A 14,863-nucleotide genomic window follows, 5' to 3' on the forward strand; every position below is an offset into this window, starting at 1 on the left:
TGGGCGCGGCGGCCGGGCCGGGCTCGGGCACCGCTCCCGGCCGGAGGCGGCGGCGGGCGAGCAGGGCGCAGACGGCGAAGCCGAGGGCGTTGCCGAGGCCGTGTGTGGCGGCCATCCAGGTCAGGGACGGGTGCGGCAGGCCGGTGGCCTCGCCGAGGGCCCAGCTCAGCGCGAGCAGCATGGTGGCGACGAGGACGAGGGCCGACACGGCGAGAAGGGCGCGGGTGAGCGGGTCCGCCGCGAGGTCCCTGCGCTCGCGCAGGGTCAGGACGGCGACCGCCGCCATCCCGGCCGTCAGGACGACCGCCCCGGCGAGTTCGGCCCAGTCGTCGACGAAGTAGCCGGCGAGCACGAGCAGGGTTCCGGCGGGGACGCTGAGCGCGGCGAAGCGGGCCGTGGGGCCGTCGGAGGCGCGGCAGACGAGGCCGGCGACCAGGGCCGCGGCGAAGCCCGCGAAGTGGAAGTGCGGGACGGTCAGCGCGAGGAGCTCCAGGTCGAAGCCGAACAGCGGGTACGCGGCCCGCTCGGCGACCAGCGCGAGGCCGGCGACGGACGGGGCGACCAGGGCGGTGAGGACGGCGGTCTCCCTCGGTCGCAGGGAGCGGGTCAGGAGCAGGCGGGCCGGGGCCTGGAGCGCGAGCGCCAGGGTGCCGAGCGCGTAGACGGCGGCGAGTGCGGTGGACAGCCCGGAGCGGGGCAGCCAGAGCGCGAGCGCGCCCGGGGCCGCCAGGAACGGCCAGGCCCGGCGGAGCGTGTCCCTGCCCGGTGGCCTGGGGCCGTCGAGGAGTGTGAGCCCCGTCGGGACGACCCAGAACATCCCCAGCATCACGACCGCGGCCACCAGGACCGACAGCGTGGTCATGCGCGTCACCACCCCCCACTTGAACGTGTTCAACTGGCGAGTTGAGAGTAGGACTTTTCTTGAACGTGTTCAAGTGGAGGTGCGGTGGTGGGCCGGTCCCGCGAGGGTCGAGGGGCGGTCGCGGTGCACGGGAACGGTGATGCGGGCTGATGCGGGCCGACCGGGTGTCCGGGGACCCGGTCGGCCGCCCTCCGCTTGCAGGCCCTCGCGGGCTGCGCCACACATGGAGGACTGGCCGGAAACCGGGCCGCCGGGCCCCGGGGAGAGAAAGCGGGAGAACCAGGTGCGCACCCCCTTGCGCCGTACGCGGCACACCGCCCCCGACCGGACGACCCCGCCCGCCGACCGCGCGATCACACCCGCTCCCGTCGACCCCGCGACCCGGCCCGCCCCTGCCGACCGCGCGATCAGGTCCGCTCCCGTCGACCGCGCGCCCCGGCCCGTCGCTACCGACCGCACGATCGGCTCCGCTCCCGCCGTCGCCCCGTCCGCTCCCGCCGACCACGCGCTCCCGCCCGCTCCCGTCGACCGCGACCGCGGTACGGCCTCGACCGCCTCCGCCTCCGGTGCGGCCCCGCCCGTCCAGGCCCGCCGCGCGGCCCCGCCGGCCGCCGCGCGCTCGGCGGTCGCGGCGCTCGCCTCGGCGCTGCTGCTCGCGGGCTGCTCCTCCGCAGCGGAGGACGCGGGGCAAGGCGGCGAACAGGCGCGGGCCGCCCTCTCGCAGGACATCGTGCTCCAGCCGGTCGGCGCCGGCGGGCCCGACCCCTTCACCGCGTCCACCGCGCGGATCACCGGGCGCGCGACCGCCCCGGACCGGGAACCGGGCGACGGGTCCGGGCGGCTCCGCGAGGTCACCGGCTCCACGCCGGGCCTGTACGGCGGCACGCGCGCGGAGGCCAGCTGCGACGTCGAGCAGCAGGTGGCGTTCCTCGCCGCGGACCAGGGCAAGACCCGTGCGTTCGCCGAGGCCGCCGGCGTTCCCGAGGCCAACGTCGGGAACTGGCTGCGCGGACTGACCCCGGTCGTCCTGCGGGCCGACACCCGGGTCACGAACCACGGGTACCGCGCGGGCAGGGCGGCCGCCTTCCAGTCGGTCCTGCAGACCGGTACGGCGGTCCTCGTCGACCAGTACGGCTCGCCGCGGGTCCGCTGCGCCTGCGGCAACCCGCTGCGCACCCCGGTCGCGGTCAAGGAGGGCGTCCACCAGGGCGACCCCTGGGACGGCTTCGACCCCGACCGCGTCATCGTCGTCCGGCCGACCACGACGGTCGTCACCAGCCTCGTCATCGTGAACGCCGCCGACCGCAGCTGGATCGAGCGGCTGACCGGCAGCGACGGGGCCGAGGACCGCAAACCCGCGGTCGAACCGGACTGCGACCCGGACGCCTGCACCCTCGCCGACGCGGCCACCCCCGACCCGAGCTCCCCGGACCGCCGCACCTCGCCCGACCCGGCCTCCCCGGCCCCCGTACCGCCGCGTTCCGTCCCGTCCGCCCCGGTCCCCGACTCCTCGGGGACCGGCGGCACGGGCACCGGCAGCGAGCCGCCCGTCCCACCCTCGGAGCCGTACCCCGACCCGTCCACCGACCCCGGCACGGAGCCCTCGCCGGACCCGTCCGCGGACCCCTTCGCCGATCCCCGGACGGACCCCTACCCCGACCCGCAGGACGCGCCGCACGTCGACCCGCCCACCGTGCCGGTGCCGGACGGGGAGATGCCGCCGGAGGAACTGTTCCCGGCGGGGGCGGTGCCGGACCGGCCCGAGACCTTCGAAGGGTGAAACCGATCTTCCTGGTGCGCAGGGGCGGAGCTGCGCCTAGCGTGGCCCCATGAACGCGGGCAGAGGGGGCGGGGAGGCGGTCGAGCGGCTTCGCCGTGCGCCGGAGGAGCCGGCCGGCGGGGCCCGGATCCTGCACGAGTACGGCTCCGTCTTCCGCATGGGCGGGTTCGACTGGGACCTGGTCAGCGGCATGATGATCATGGATGACGCGGCGCTCGACGTCTTCGACATGGACCGGGCGGATTACGACGGCCGCCCCGAGTCGCTCGGCTCGCGGGTGCTGCCGGACGAGGGCCGCCGCCTCGACACCATGGTGGCGCAGGCGCTCAAGGAGGGCGCCGACCAGTACGGGGCGTACTTCAGGATCCGCCGCCGGGACGGCAGCCACCAGTGGACCCACACCCAGGGGCTCGTCCACCGCGACGACTCGGGCCGGCCGGTACGGATCGTCGGCGTCCTGCGCGACGCCACCCACGAGCTCACCGAGTCCGCCGCCCGGCTCGGCCTCGACGAGGGGCGCAGACAGCGGGCCGGCGTCGTCGAGGGGACCACGGCGGCCCTCGCCTACGCCCGCACGGTGCAGGACGTCATCGACCTGCTCAACGACTCGCACGCCCTGGAGCACTTCGGCGCCGCGAGCCTCGTCATGGGCCTCCTGGAGGCGGGCCGCATCCACCTCGTCGCCGAGGGGCCCGCCGGCGCCTTCGTGCCGGGCACCCGTTTCACCCGGGTGGACGAGCCGTACCCGATGAGCGAGGTGATCCGCACCCTGCGGCCCCGGTTCATCGACTCGGCCCGGGACTTCGCCGACTCCTTCCCCGTGCTCTGGCCGCACATCAGCGGGCTCGGCATCACCGCCGCCGTCTATCTGCCCCTCGTCGCCCAGGCCCGGCCCATCGGCGCGCTCGGGCTGCTCTACAGCGACAAGACCGGTTTCAGCGAGGACGAGCGGACCCTGCTCGTCGCCCTCGGCAGCAGCATCGCCCAGAGCCTCCAGCGGGCCATGCTGTACGAACAGGAGCACGACCTCGCCGAGGGGCTCCAGCAGGCGATGCTGCCGCGCCGGATCCCGGAGGTCCCCGGCGCCCAGACCGCCGTCCGCTACCGCTCGGCCCGCCTCGGCCGGGACATCGGCGGCGACTGGTACGACATCATCCCGCTGCCGGGCGGGCGGGTCGGCGCCGTCATCGGCGACGTACAGGGCCACGACACCCACGCGGCGGCCGTCATGGGCCAGCTGCGGATCGTGCTGCGCGCCTACGCCGCCGAGGGGCACCCGCCGGCCACGGTGATGGCCCGGGCCTCCGTCTTCCTGCACGAGTTGGACACCGAACGCTTCGCCACCTGCACGTACGCCGAGATCGACCTCGCCACCGGGGTCGTCCAGGTGGTCAGGGCCGGTCACGTCGACCCGCTGGTGCGGGAGATCGACGGCGGCTGCCGCAGGATCCCGGTGGAGGGCGGACTGCCGCTCGGGCTCTCGGCGGAGTTCGGCCGCCTCGACTACCCCGTGACGACCCTGGACCTGGACCCGGGGCAGACCCTGATGCTGTACACCGACGGTCTGGTGGAGAAGCCGGGCGCCGACCTCGACGAGGGCTTCCAGTGGCTGGGCTCCCTGGTCAAGCGCGGCCCCGGCGACCTCCAGCAGCTCGCCGACCACCTGTGCGACGTGGTCGCCGACCGCGGTGGCGAGGACGACGTGGCGATCCTGCTGCTGCGCCGGGACGGCGGGTACGCGGTGCCGGGCGGGCGGTTCCGGCAGCACGTGGCCCAGAGCGATCCGGAGGCGCTGAGCTCGGCCCGGCACATGGTCAGGGCCGCGGTGCGGGCCTGGGGTGCCGAGGAGCGCGCGGACGAGATCGAGCTGGTCGCCGACGAGCTGATGACCAACGCGCTGATGCACACCGACGGCGGGGCGATCGTGACCCTGCGGATCCTGGCGGGTCCCGTCCGGCGGCTGCGGGTGGAGGTGGAGGATCGTTCCAGCGCACTGCCCCGGCGCCGGGAGGCGGGGGAGGCGGGGGTGTCCGGCCGCGGGCTGCTCCTCGTCGAACGGATCTCCGACGTGTGGGGGGTGGAACCGCGGGGCGGTGGCAAGTGCGTGTGGTGCGAGTTCACCTTGGAGCGTTGAGTTTGTTAACTGAGCGTGAACCGGTCGTACTTGACCGTAACTGTCGGTACGCGATTGACTTCGGTCTTCCGCCCCTCCGCGCATGACGTGAGGACACCCGTGAGCAGCAGTGAGCTACTGGTCCCCGAGCTACCGGCCCCCGAGCGACCCGCCTCCGAACGGCCACCCGCCCCCGAACCGCCGGCCCCCGAACCGCCGGCCCCGGAACTCCTGGCCCCGCTCGACCTGGCCTTCTGGCACCTGGAATCCACCGCCCACCCCCTGCACCTCGGAGCCCTCGCCCACTTCGGCCCCACGCCCGTCCCCGCCGGCCACGAGCCGCCGGACGTCCTGGAACTGCTCGCCCGCCGCGCCGCCGCCGTCCCCCGGCTCCGAATGCGCGTCCGCGACGTGCTCATCCCCGTCGGCGGCGCCGCCTGGAGCGCCGACCCCGACTTCGACGTGCACCGCCACGTCCGCGAGATCGTCCTGCCCGGCGTCGACTTCCCCGCCGAGACCGCCCGGCTCGCCGCGGAGCTGATGGAACGCCCCGTCGAGCGCGGCCTGCCGCCGTGGGAGATGTACCTCCTCACCGGCGCCCCCGACGGCTCCTTCGCCGTCCTCGTCAAACTCCACCACGCCCTCGCCGACGGCATGCGGGCCGTCGCCATCGGCGCCGGCATCTTCGATGAGATCGCCGCCGGCCGCCGCCCCGCCGGCCGCCCCCGGCCGGTACCGCCGCGCTCCTGGCTCCCCGGCCCCGGCCGACTCCTCGGCCTCGCCCGGGACCGACTCGGCGACCTCGGCCGGGCCGTCGAGGTCGGCGCCTCGGTCGTCGGCTCCTCCGTCGCCCGCGCCACCCGCCCCGCCGAGGCGTTCGCCGCCGAGTCCAGCGGCACCCGCAGGATCGCCACCGCCACCCTGGACCTCGACCGCGTCCAGCGGATCCGCCGCGCCACCGGCGGCACCTCCAACGACGTCCTCCTCGCCGTCACCGCCGGAGCCCTGCGCCGCTGGTTCGAGGGGCGCGGCCTGCCGCTCCCCGGCACCGACCCCCAGGCCCTCGTCCCCGTCTCCCGCCGCCGCCCCGGCGCCCCTCCCGGCCCCGGCAACAGCCTCTCCGGGTACCTCCTCGACCTGCCGGTCACCGAAGCCGACCCGGCCGCCCGGCTCGCCGCCGTCCGGCGGGCCATGGACCGCAACAAGGCCGCGGGCCCGTTCAGGGGAGCGGGCGCCGTCGCGCTCCTCGCCGACCAACTGCACCCGCTCGCGCACCGCTTCGGCGCCCCTCTCGCCGCCGGCGCCGCCCGGCTCCTCTTCGACGTGCTGATCACCCAGGTGCCCCTGCCCCGCACCGCGCTCTCCCTCGGCGGTGCCCCGCTGCGCGCGCTCTTCCCGATGGCCCCGCTCGCCCGCGGCCAGTCCCTCGCCGTCGCCATGTCCCCGTACGGCGGCCGGGTCCACATCGGTCTCGTCGCCGACGGCGAGGCCGTCCCCGACCTCGACGCGCTCGCCGCCGCGCTCCACGCCGAACTCGACCTGCTCGACCCTCCGGAGGCCGCCCCGACCAGCGCCTGACGCGCGCCCCGGCCACCCGTGCGGCAGGGTGGAGCCATGCCCGAACTCCCCGAGGTGGAAGCGCTGCGCGAGTTCCTCGACGCGCACCTGGTGGGCAAGGAGATCGCCCGAGTCCTGCCCGTCGCGATCAGCGTCCTCAAGACGTACGACCCGCCCCTGAGTGCCGTCGAGGGCGCCGAGGTCACCGCGGTCGGCCGCCACGGCAAGTTCCTCGACCTCGGGACCTCGGGACCGGCGGGCGAACTCCACCTCCTGATCCACCTCGCCCGCGCGGGCTGGCTCCGCTGGCAGGATCCGCTCCCCTCGGGACCGCCGAAACCGGGCAAGGGCCCGCTGGCCCTGCGGACCGCCCTCACCGGCGGCGACGGCTTCGACCTCACCGAGGCCGGCACCACCAAACGCCTCGCCGTCCACCTGGTCCGGGACCCCCGGGACGTGCCGGGCGTCGCCCGCCTCGGACCCGACCCGCTCGCCGAGGACTTCGGCCCCGAAGCCTTCGCCGCCCTCCTCGCCGGCGAGCGGCGCCAGATCAAGGGGGCGCTCCGCGACCAGAGCCTCATCGCCGGCATCGGCAACGCCTACAGCGACGAGATCCTGCACGCCGCCCGGATGTCCCCCTTCAAACCCACCGCGAACCTCACCCCGGACGAGACCGCCGCCCTCTACACGGCGATGCGCACCACCCTCCGCGAGGCCGTCGAACGCTCCCACGGACTCGCCGCCGGCCGGCTCAAGGCCGAGAAGAAGAGCGGCCTGCGCGTCCACGGCCGTACCGGCGAACCCTGCCCCGTCTGCGGGGACACCATCCGCGAGGTCTCCTTCAGCGACTCCTCCCTCCAGTACTGCCCCACCTGCCAGACCGGCGGCAAGCCCCTCGCCGACCGGCGCCTGTCGAAGCTCCTCAAGTAGTCCCGGGGACCGGCCGTTACACTCCGCCGCATGCTGCGCGTACTGGCCGTCGACGACGAGGAACCCGCCCTCGGAGAACTGCTCTACCTGCTGCGCGCCGACCCCCGGGTGCGGACCGCCGAGGGCGCGGGCGACGCGACCGCGGCCCTGCGCCGCATCGGACGGGCCCTGGAGGCGGGTCCCGATGGGGACGAGGGCATTGACGTCGTCTTCCTCGACATCCACATGCCCGGCCTCACCGGACTCGACGTCGCCCGGCTGCTCGCCGGCTTCGCCCGCCCACCGCTCGTCGTCTTCGTCACCGCCCACGAGGGCTTCGCGCTCCAGGCCTTCGACCTGAAGGCCGTCGACTACGTCCTGAAGCCGGTCCGCCGCGAGCGCCTCGCCGAGGCCGTCCGCCGCGTCCACGACCTGGTACACGCCACCGCGGCCCCCGCACCGGCCCCGGCGGCCCCCGAGCAGATCCCCGTCGAACTCGGCGGCGTCACCCGCTTCCTCCCCGTCGACGACATCGCCTACGTCGAGGCCCACGGCGACTACGCCCGCCTGCACACGGACCACGGCAGCCACCTCGTCCGCATCCCGCTCTCCACCCTGGAGGAGCGGTGGGCGGCCCGGGGCTTCGTCCGCATCCACCGCAGCCATCTCGTGGCCCTCGCCCGGATCGACGAACTCCGGCTCGACGGCGGCGCCACCTCCGTCCGGGTCGGCGCGACCGACCTCGCCGTCAGCCGCCGGCACGCCCGCCACCTGCGGGACCTCCTGATGCGTCGGGCCGGCGGCTGACCGGACGCACGTCTACCGCGGCCGGAGCCCGCTGCGTAGACTCCACGCGTCCGCCGGGCCGGTGCCGCCGCCCGCGCGAGCCGTCGGAAGTCGTCGAGAGAGGCGGGAGCGGACCCCATGTCCGAGCACCACCCCCCGCGCAGATCCCGGCGCGAGACCGTCACCTACGCCTCCGCCCACGGCGCCGGGCCCGTGCCGCGGCCCGCGGGACGGCGCCCCGTCCACCCGCCGGCCCGCTCCGAGATCGACGAGCAGACCACGCTCGGCCACACCTACGTCCGCTCGCTGATGCGCAGCCAGCTGCGCGCCGCGCTCACCGCCCTCGGCGCGCTCGCCCTGCTCGTCGGTTCCCTGCCGCTGCTGCTCGCGCTGCCCGCGCCCGAGGCGCTGGTGTGGGCCGCCCTCGGCGTCGGCGTGTACCCGGTCATCTGGACCATCGCCCACTGGTACGTGCGCCGGGCCGAGCGCAACGAGCGCGACTTCACGGGCCTCGTCGAACGGTGAGAACGGTCGGACGCCCCCGCGCCGTCGGGACGCGCGAGGTGTGCGCGTGAACCAGACCCACGCCGTCGTCGCCGTCACCGCCGTGGTCCTCGCCACCGTCCTCATCGGCGCCCTCGGCCTGCGGATCTCCCGCACCACCTCCGACTTCTACGTCGCCTCGCGGAGCGTCAGGCCGGGGCTCAACGCCGCCGCCATCAGCGGCGAGTACCTCTCCGCGGCCTCCTTCCTCGGCGTCGCCGGCCTCGTCCTCGTCCAGGGACCGGCCATGCTCTGGTACCCGGTCGGGTACACCGCCGGATACCTCGTGCTGCTCGTCCTCGTGGCCGCCCCGCTGCGCCGCTCGGGGGCGTACACCCTCTCGGACTTCGCCGAGGCCCGGCTCGAATCCCCGCAGGTCCGCAGGCTCGCCAGCCTCTTCGTCGTCGGCATCGGGTGGCTCTACCTGCTGCCCCAGCTCCAGGGCGCCGGACTCACCCTGGAGATCCTGACCGGCGCCCCCGACTGGGTCGGCGGGCTGCTCGTCGCCCTGGTCGTCACGGGCACCGTCGCCGCGGGCGGCATGCGCAGCATCACCTTCGTCCAGGCCTTCCAGTACTGGCTGAAACTCACCGCCCTGCTCGTCCCCGCGCTCTTCCTGCTCGCCGCCTGGTACGGGGACGGGGCGCCCCGGGCCCGGTTCGACGCGCCCGCCGTCCTGCGCGGCCACACCGTCGTCCGGGTCGCCGACACCGTGCGGATCGGGATCGACGACCCGCTCACCGTCACCGTCACCGGCCGCGTCGACTCCGTCCCGTACGCCGACCGGACCGTCACCCTGGCCCCCGGCACCCACCACGTCCTCGGCGGGACCAGCCTGTCGTTCGCCCCGGGCGCGCCGCTGCCCGAGAGGGCGGCCACCGGATCCGACCCGCTCGGCTGGTCCCAGCCGCTGGCGGGGGGCCGCGACGGGCACCAGCTCTACGCCACGTACGGACTGATCCTGGCGACCTTCCTCGGCACCATGGGCCTGCCCCACGTCGCCGTCCGCTTCTACACCAGCCCGCACGGGCGCGCCGCCCGCCGCACCACCCTCGTCGTGCTCGGCCTCGTCGGCGCCTTCTACCTGCTGCCCCCGCTCTACGGCGCCCTCGGCCGGATCTACGCCCCCGAACTCGCCCTCACCGGCTCCGCCGACGCCGCCGTCCTCGTGCTGCCCGACCGGATACTCGGCGGACTCCTCGGCGACCTGCTGGGTGCTCTCCTCGCGGGCGGCGCGTTCGCCGCCTTCCTCTCCACCGCCTCCGGGCTCACCATGTCCGTCGCGGGGGTCCTCACCCAGGACGTGCTGCCCTCCCGGGGCGTACGGCACTTCCGGCTCGCGACCCTGCTCGCCACCGCGGTCCCGCTGGCCGTCGGGGTGGTCGCGTCCAAGGTGCCGGTCGCCGACGCGGTCGGTCTGGCCTTCGCGGTGTCCGCCTCCTCGTTCTGCCCGCTGCTCGTCCTCGGCATCTGGTGGCGGCGGCTCACCCCGCCGGGCGCCGTGGCGGGACTCCTGCTCGGCGGCGGCTCCGCCCTCGCCGCCGTGATGGCCACCCGGGCCGGACTCGCGCCCGAGGGCTGGCCGCACACCCTGATGGCCTGGCCCGCCGTCTGGTCGGTCCCGCTCGGCTTCCTCAGCATGGTGCTCGTCTCGCTGGCCACGCCCCGCCGCATCCCGCCCGGCACCCCGGCGATCCTCGCCCGGCTCCACCTCCCGGAGGAGTTCACCGGCCGCCCGGAGGCGGCCGGCACCGTTCCCGCCCAGGAGGCCCGCCGGTGACCGCAATCCCTCACGTCCGGGAGGTGGACCCGTGAGCGGCATCGCTTTGGCCGCGGCGGCGGCCGCCGGGGCCGTGCTGCTCGCCGCGGGTTTCGTCCTCGGGCGGTTCGCCGCCCGGCGCGGCGGCCGCGCGGCCGACCCGGGCCTCGGCACGCCGGTCGAGCGGGCGACCTTCCACACCCTGCACACCGCCTCCCTCGCCGCGCCCCCGCTCCGCGCCGGACTCACCGAGGAGACCGCGCGCAAGGCGGCCGGCACGCTCCGCTCGCTGCTCGGCACCGAGGCGCTGTGCCTCACCGACCGGGGCGCGGTCCTCGCCTGGGACGGCCCCGGCGAGGACCACCACCGCGCGCACGTGCCGGTACAGGCGGCCGAGACCCTGGAGTCCGGCCGCAGCCGCTCGGCGCACACCGGCTGCGCCGACCCCGCCTGCCCGCTGCGCTGGGCGGTGATCGCCCCGCTGACGGGCGAGGAGGGGGTCCTCGGCGCGCTCGTCGCCTACGGCTCGCGGGAGTCGGCCGTCCTGGTGCGCGCCGCGACGGAGGTGGCCCGCTGGGCCTCCGTACAGCTGGAACTGGCCGAGCTCGACCGGTCGCGCACGAGGATCGTGGAGGCCGAGATCCGGGCCCTGCGCGCCCAGATCTCACCGCACTTCATCTTCAACTCCCTCGCGGCGATAGCCTCCTTCGTCCGCACCGACCCCGAGCGGGCCAGGGAACTCCTGCTGGAGTTCGCCGACTTCACCCGCTACTCGTTCCGCAGGCACGGCGAGTTCGCCCAGCTGGCCGACGAACTGCGTTCCATCGAGCAGTACTTGGCGCTGGCCGGGGCGCGCTTCGGCGACCGTCTCAAGGTGACGCTCCAGATCGCCCCCGAGGTGCTGCCCGTGACCCTGCCGTTCCTCTGCCTCCAGCCGCTGGTGGAGAACGCGGTCAAGCACGGGCTCCAGGACCGGGAGCGGGGCTGCCGCGTCATCATCGCCGCCCGGGACGCGGGCGCCGAGGCCGTGGTGACCGTCGAGGACGACGGCATCGGCATGGACCCGGAGGTCCTGCGCGCCGTCCTGCGCGGCGAGCACCCGGCCGGTTCCGGCATCGGCCTCTCCAACGTGGACGAGCGGCTGCGCCAGGTGTACGGGACGGAGTACGGCCTCGTCATCGAGACGGGGTTCGGGGCGGGGATGAAGGTGACGGTACGCGTCCCCAAGTACCGCCCGGGGGTGCATCGTTCGGCACCCTAGGAGGTGCCCCGGCGTCGTCAGCGCAGGTGCAGGGAGAGATGGGCGAGCGGCAGGCCGAGCTTCCAGGCGGGGAGCCAGACCTGGTCGTCCTCGTCGATCGGGGCAGCCGGGTCCCCGGGCGTGCGGCCGTCGAGGTCGGCGGCGCGCACCCAGGTGTCGCGCAGCCCCCGCCAGGCGGTGTGCGCGAGTGCCAGGTCGGGGCCGCCGCCGTCGGCCGCGCGGAGCGCGGCGAGGCGCTCCTCGACCCAGGGCGGCCAGGGCCGGTCGTACGCGGTGTGGCGCAGCCAGGTGTCGGCACGGCCGGCGGCCCACCCGACCGCGGGTCCGTCCGGCTCCCCGGAGAGGTGGACGGTGAGGGCCAGGGCCTGGAGGCCCGCCCGGTACTCCAGTGAGCCGGGCGCCACGAGGGCGGCGGCCCGCAGCACCTCGTCGGCCAGGTACTCGGCGCACAGCCAGGCCATCGGGACGGCGAGGCCGCCGCCCCCTCTGCCGCCGGCGCCGTTCGTGCTCTCGGGCAGCAACGCTCCCACCTTCTCCCGGACGTCGGGGACCCGGACGTCAGGGCCCGGGGGAGAGCCTCCTCCGAGAAGGGCGCCCGCGGGTCCCGCTTTGCTCAACTCGCCGGTGTGGTTTCGGATACGTTTCCCGGCCGGATCGGTGCCGGTGAGGTTCCTGGTGTCAGGCGTGTCGAGGGTGGCGTGAGAGGCGGGTGCGACGGGGCCTCGGCGGGCGGACCGGGGTCAGCCGAGGAGCGCGTACACCGCGGTCGCGTGGGCGGCGGTCTCCTCCGTGCCGTCGGCCGTCATGGTGATGTCGGCGAAGGCCATCCGCTTGCCCGCCTTGGTGAGCCGGGCGTGCACGAGGACGTCGGCGCCGAGGACCGCGCGCTGGAAGCTGATGGACTGCTGGACGGTGGTCATCGGCACGAAGCCGCCCCGGGCCGCGGCGACCGCGATCACCGTCGCGGTGTCGGCGGCGGCCATCAGGGCCTGCCCGGAGAGGCCGCCGCCCTCCCGGGCGAGCCGGTCGGACCAGGGGAGCCGGAGCACGGCCCCGGCACCGTCGGCCGGGACGGACTCGACGGTGAGCCCCAGGTCGAGCACCCAGGGGGCGAAGTTGTCGGCGAGGACCTTTTCGGCGGCGGCGAGTGTCAGCGTCACGGCGTCATTGTGGGGCCCCGGCCCGGGGCCGGGCAACGCCCGCGCGGCGCGGACGGTACCCGGGCAGCGACCGGCCGAGCTGGCGCAGCGCGTAGTGGGAGCGGGACTTGACGGTCCCGGCGGGGATGCCCAGGTCCACGGCGGCCTCGTTGACGGTGAGGCCGTGGAAGTAGAGCCGTACGAGCACCGCGCGGTGCTCCGGGCTCAACTCCCGCACGGCCGCGCGGACATCGAGCGCGGCCTCGGCGGAGGAGGTGGCGTCGGCCGGGTCGGGGGTCACGGCGAGGACGCCGTCGCCGATCTCGGCGGGCCGCGCCAGCCGGGACCGCCGGGCGTCGATGGCGAGGCGGCGCGCCACGGTGAAGAGCCAGGGCCGGATCGAGGCGTAGGCGCCGTCGAAGGCCTCGGGGTGGAGCCAGGCGCGTACCAGGGTCTCCTGGGCGAGGTCCTCGGCCCGTTGGCGGTCCCCGTAGGTCAGCCCGAGCAGGAAGGAGAGCAGCGCGGGGCCGTGGTCCCGCTGCAACTCCTCCAGGGTCCGTTCGTCGGTTGTCGCCGTCGTCATCCCGCCCACCTCTCCCGCGGCTCGTCGTCCGGGCCGTATACGAGCGCATGCGGAAGGCGGGGGACAGGGAACGGACAGCGGTCTGCGCCGAACGGTCGCACCGAGCGGCGAATGGTACGGCGAACGGTCAGACGGAGTCGTTGCATCCGTTTCGGTGGGGTTCGTGGCGCTCCACGGCCTTGACCCTTGACTGCGGCTTTTCCGCGAGCTCAAGTCATCAGAACAAATGTTCATCAGATGAGTTGGGTGGAGTGCCGCACATGACCTCACGCACCAGACCCGCGGGAGCCGTGGCGCTCGCCGCCGTCCTGCTCGCAGCGGCGACCGGCTGCACCGACGGGGCCGGCGGCGACGGCCCGGGCGGGCGAACTCCCGGAACCTCGGCGGACGCGGGCCGCTCGCCGGACCCCGCGGCCCCGTCCGCGGCGCCGGGGGGAGCCTCCGCGCCCACCGGATTCACCCTCGTGGCCTCAGGCGACGTCCTCCCGCACGACTCGATCATCCGGCGCGCGGCCGAGGACGCCGGCGGCGAGGGATACGACTTCGGCCCCATGCTCTCCGGCGTGAAACCCGTCGTCTCCCAAGCCGACCTCGCCCTCTGCCACATGGAGACCGTGTACGGGAAGGAGGGTGGTCCCTACACCGGCTACCCCGCCTTCAAGTCGCCGCCCGAGGTGGCCGCGGCGCTGAAGGCCACCGGATACGACTCCTGCTCCACGGCTTCCAACCACACCCTCGACGACGGCGCCGCGGGCCTCGCCCGCACCCTCGACGCGCTCGACAGGGTGGGCGTCCGGCACGCCGGTTCGGCCCGCACCGCCGCGGAGGCCGGACGGCCCGCCCTGCTCAAGGCCGGCGGTGCCACCGTCGCCCAGCTCGCCTACACCTACGACACCAACGGCTACCCGCTGCCCGACGGGCAGCCCTGGGCGGTCCAGCTGCTCGACGAGAAGAAGGTCGTCGCCGACGCGCGCGCCGCCCGGGCGGCCGGCGCGGACGTCGTCGTGGTCAGCGTCCACTGGGGCACCGAATGGCAGACCGCGCCCGACGAGCGGCAGCTCTCCCTCGGCCGCGCGCTCACCGCCTCGCAGACCGGAGGCCGCCCGGACATCGACCTCCTGGTCGGGACACACGCACATATTCCGCAGGCTTACGAGAAGGTCAACGGCACCTGGATCATCTACGGGATGGGCGACCAGATCGCCGGCGACATGATCAACCACGAGGGCGCCTACGACCCGCGCGGCAACCAGGGCACCCTCGGCCGCTTCACCTTCGCCCCGCCCCGGACGCCCGGCGGGCGGTGGGAGGTCACCAAGGCCGAGTTCATTCCCCAGTGGTTCGACACCGCACGCGGGCGTGTGGTCAACCTCGGCGCCGCCGACGCCGGCAACGCCCGGCACGCCGAGATCCGCGACACGATCCGGCAGGTGGTGCTCAGCCGCGGCGCCGACAAGGACGGCCTGGTGATGGGGAAGTAGTCGGCCCGCACGCGCTCCGGAAACGCTCCGGGGCGATCCGCCCATCGGGTGTTTTCGGGCGGGTGCCGGTGTCGGTGGGGTGCGCGGGGC

Annotated in this window: 12 protein-coding genes and 1 pseudogene; 9 read left to right on the forward strand and 4 right to left on the reverse strand. The window is 75.2% G+C overall.

What is annotated here, in order from left to right; translation table 11 throughout:
* Positions 1–40: 40 nt before the first annotated feature.
* Positions 41–853: pseudogene (locus MRBLMG1_RS28485) on the reverse strand (YndJ family protein); the annotation flags it as partial.
* A 292-nt stretch (positions 854–1,145) separates the two neighbouring features.
* Here MRBLMG1_RS28485 and MRBLMG1_RS28490 point away from each other — a divergent pair.
* From MRBLMG1_RS28490 to MRBLMG1_RS28525, 8 genes are all read left to right on the forward strand, one after another.
* A complete protein-coding gene (locus MRBLMG1_RS28490; protein WP_367826999.1) occupies positions 1,146–2,642 on the forward strand; it encodes a DUF6777 domain-containing protein in 1,497 nt (498 codons plus the stop codon).
* 49 nt (positions 2,643–2,691) lie between these two features.
* Positions 2,692–4,776: a SpoIIE family protein phosphatase gene (locus MRBLMG1_RS28495; RefSeq protein WP_414721666.1), complete on the forward strand. Its 2,085-nt coding sequence runs from the start codon at positions 2,692–2,694 to the stop codon at positions 4,774–4,776.
* Positions 4,777–4,986: 210 nt separating this feature from the next.
* The gene (locus tag MRBLMG1_RS28500) at positions 4,987–6,333 is read left to right on the forward strand and encodes a wax ester/triacylglycerol synthase family O-acyltransferase (protein WP_367827209.1); all 1,347 of its coding nucleotides are present in this window, start codon (positions 4,987–4,989) and stop codon (positions 6,331–6,333) included.
* Between the two features lie 36 nt (positions 6,334–6,369).
* The gene (locus MRBLMG1_RS28505; RefSeq protein WP_367827000.1) at positions 6,370–7,242 is read left to right on the forward strand and encodes an Fpg/Nei family DNA glycosylase; all 873 of its coding nucleotides are present in this window, start codon (positions 6,370–6,372) and stop codon (positions 7,240–7,242) included.
* Between the two features lie 30 nt (positions 7,243–7,272).
* Positions 7,273–8,028, forward strand: coding sequence for a LytR/AlgR family response regulator transcription factor (locus MRBLMG1_RS28510; RefSeq protein WP_367827001.1), 756 nt, complete (start codon positions 7,273–7,275; stop codon positions 8,026–8,028).
* Between the two features lie 117 nt (positions 8,029–8,145).
* Positions 8,146–8,532: a hypothetical protein gene (locus MRBLMG1_RS28515; RefSeq protein WP_367827002.1), complete on the forward strand. Its 387-nt coding sequence runs from the start codon at positions 8,146–8,148 to the stop codon at positions 8,530–8,532.
* A gap of 46 nt (positions 8,533–8,578) precedes the next feature.
* A complete protein-coding gene (locus MRBLMG1_RS28520) occupies positions 8,579–10,330 on the forward strand; it encodes a cation acetate symporter (RefSeq protein ID WP_367827003.1) in 1,752 nt (583 codons plus the stop codon).
* Between the two features lie 31 nt (positions 10,331–10,361).
* Positions 10,362–11,570: a histidine kinase gene (locus MRBLMG1_RS28525; protein WP_367827004.1), complete on the forward strand. Its 1,209-nt coding sequence runs from the start codon at positions 10,362–10,364 to the stop codon at positions 11,568–11,570.
* Between the two features lie 17 nt (positions 11,571–11,587).
* On the opposite strand, the gene MRBLMG1_RS28530 is transcribed toward MRBLMG1_RS28525, so the two are convergent.
* The 3 genes from MRBLMG1_RS28530 to MRBLMG1_RS28540 all read right to left on the reverse strand — a co-directional run bounded on the left by MRBLMG1_RS28530 (position 11,588) and on the right by MRBLMG1_RS28540 (position 13,292).
* Positions 11,588–12,091 (reverse strand): hypothetical protein, encoded by a 504-nt coding sequence (locus tag MRBLMG1_RS28530; protein WP_367827005.1) that lies wholly within the window; start codon positions 12,089–12,091, stop codon positions 11,588–11,590.
* A 219-nt stretch (positions 12,092–12,310) separates the two neighbouring features.
* Positions 12,311–12,730 (reverse strand): PaaI family thioesterase, encoded by a 420-nt coding sequence (locus MRBLMG1_RS28535; protein ID WP_367827006.1) that lies wholly within the window; start codon positions 12,728–12,730, stop codon positions 12,311–12,313.
* A 4-nt stretch (positions 12,731–12,734) separates the two neighbouring features.
* Entirely contained in the window at positions 12,735–13,292 is a 558-nt protein-coding gene (locus MRBLMG1_RS28540) for a sigma-70 family RNA polymerase sigma factor (protein WP_367827007.1), read from the reverse strand.
* A 260-nt stretch (positions 13,293–13,552) separates the two neighbouring features.
* Between MRBLMG1_RS28540 and MRBLMG1_RS28545 the strand changes: the two genes are divergently transcribed.
* Positions 13,553–14,773 (forward strand): CapA family protein, encoded by a 1,221-nt coding sequence (locus MRBLMG1_RS28545; protein ID WP_367827008.1) that lies wholly within the window; start codon positions 13,553–13,555, stop codon positions 14,771–14,773.
* Positions 14,774–14,863 lie beyond the last annotated feature (90 nt).

The sequence above is a fragment of the Streptomyces sp. LMG1-1-1.1 genome (assembly GCF_040815545.1).
In the GTDB taxonomy this organism is placed as follows: domain Bacteria; phylum Actinomycetota; class Actinomycetes; order Streptomycetales; family Streptomycetaceae; genus Streptomyces.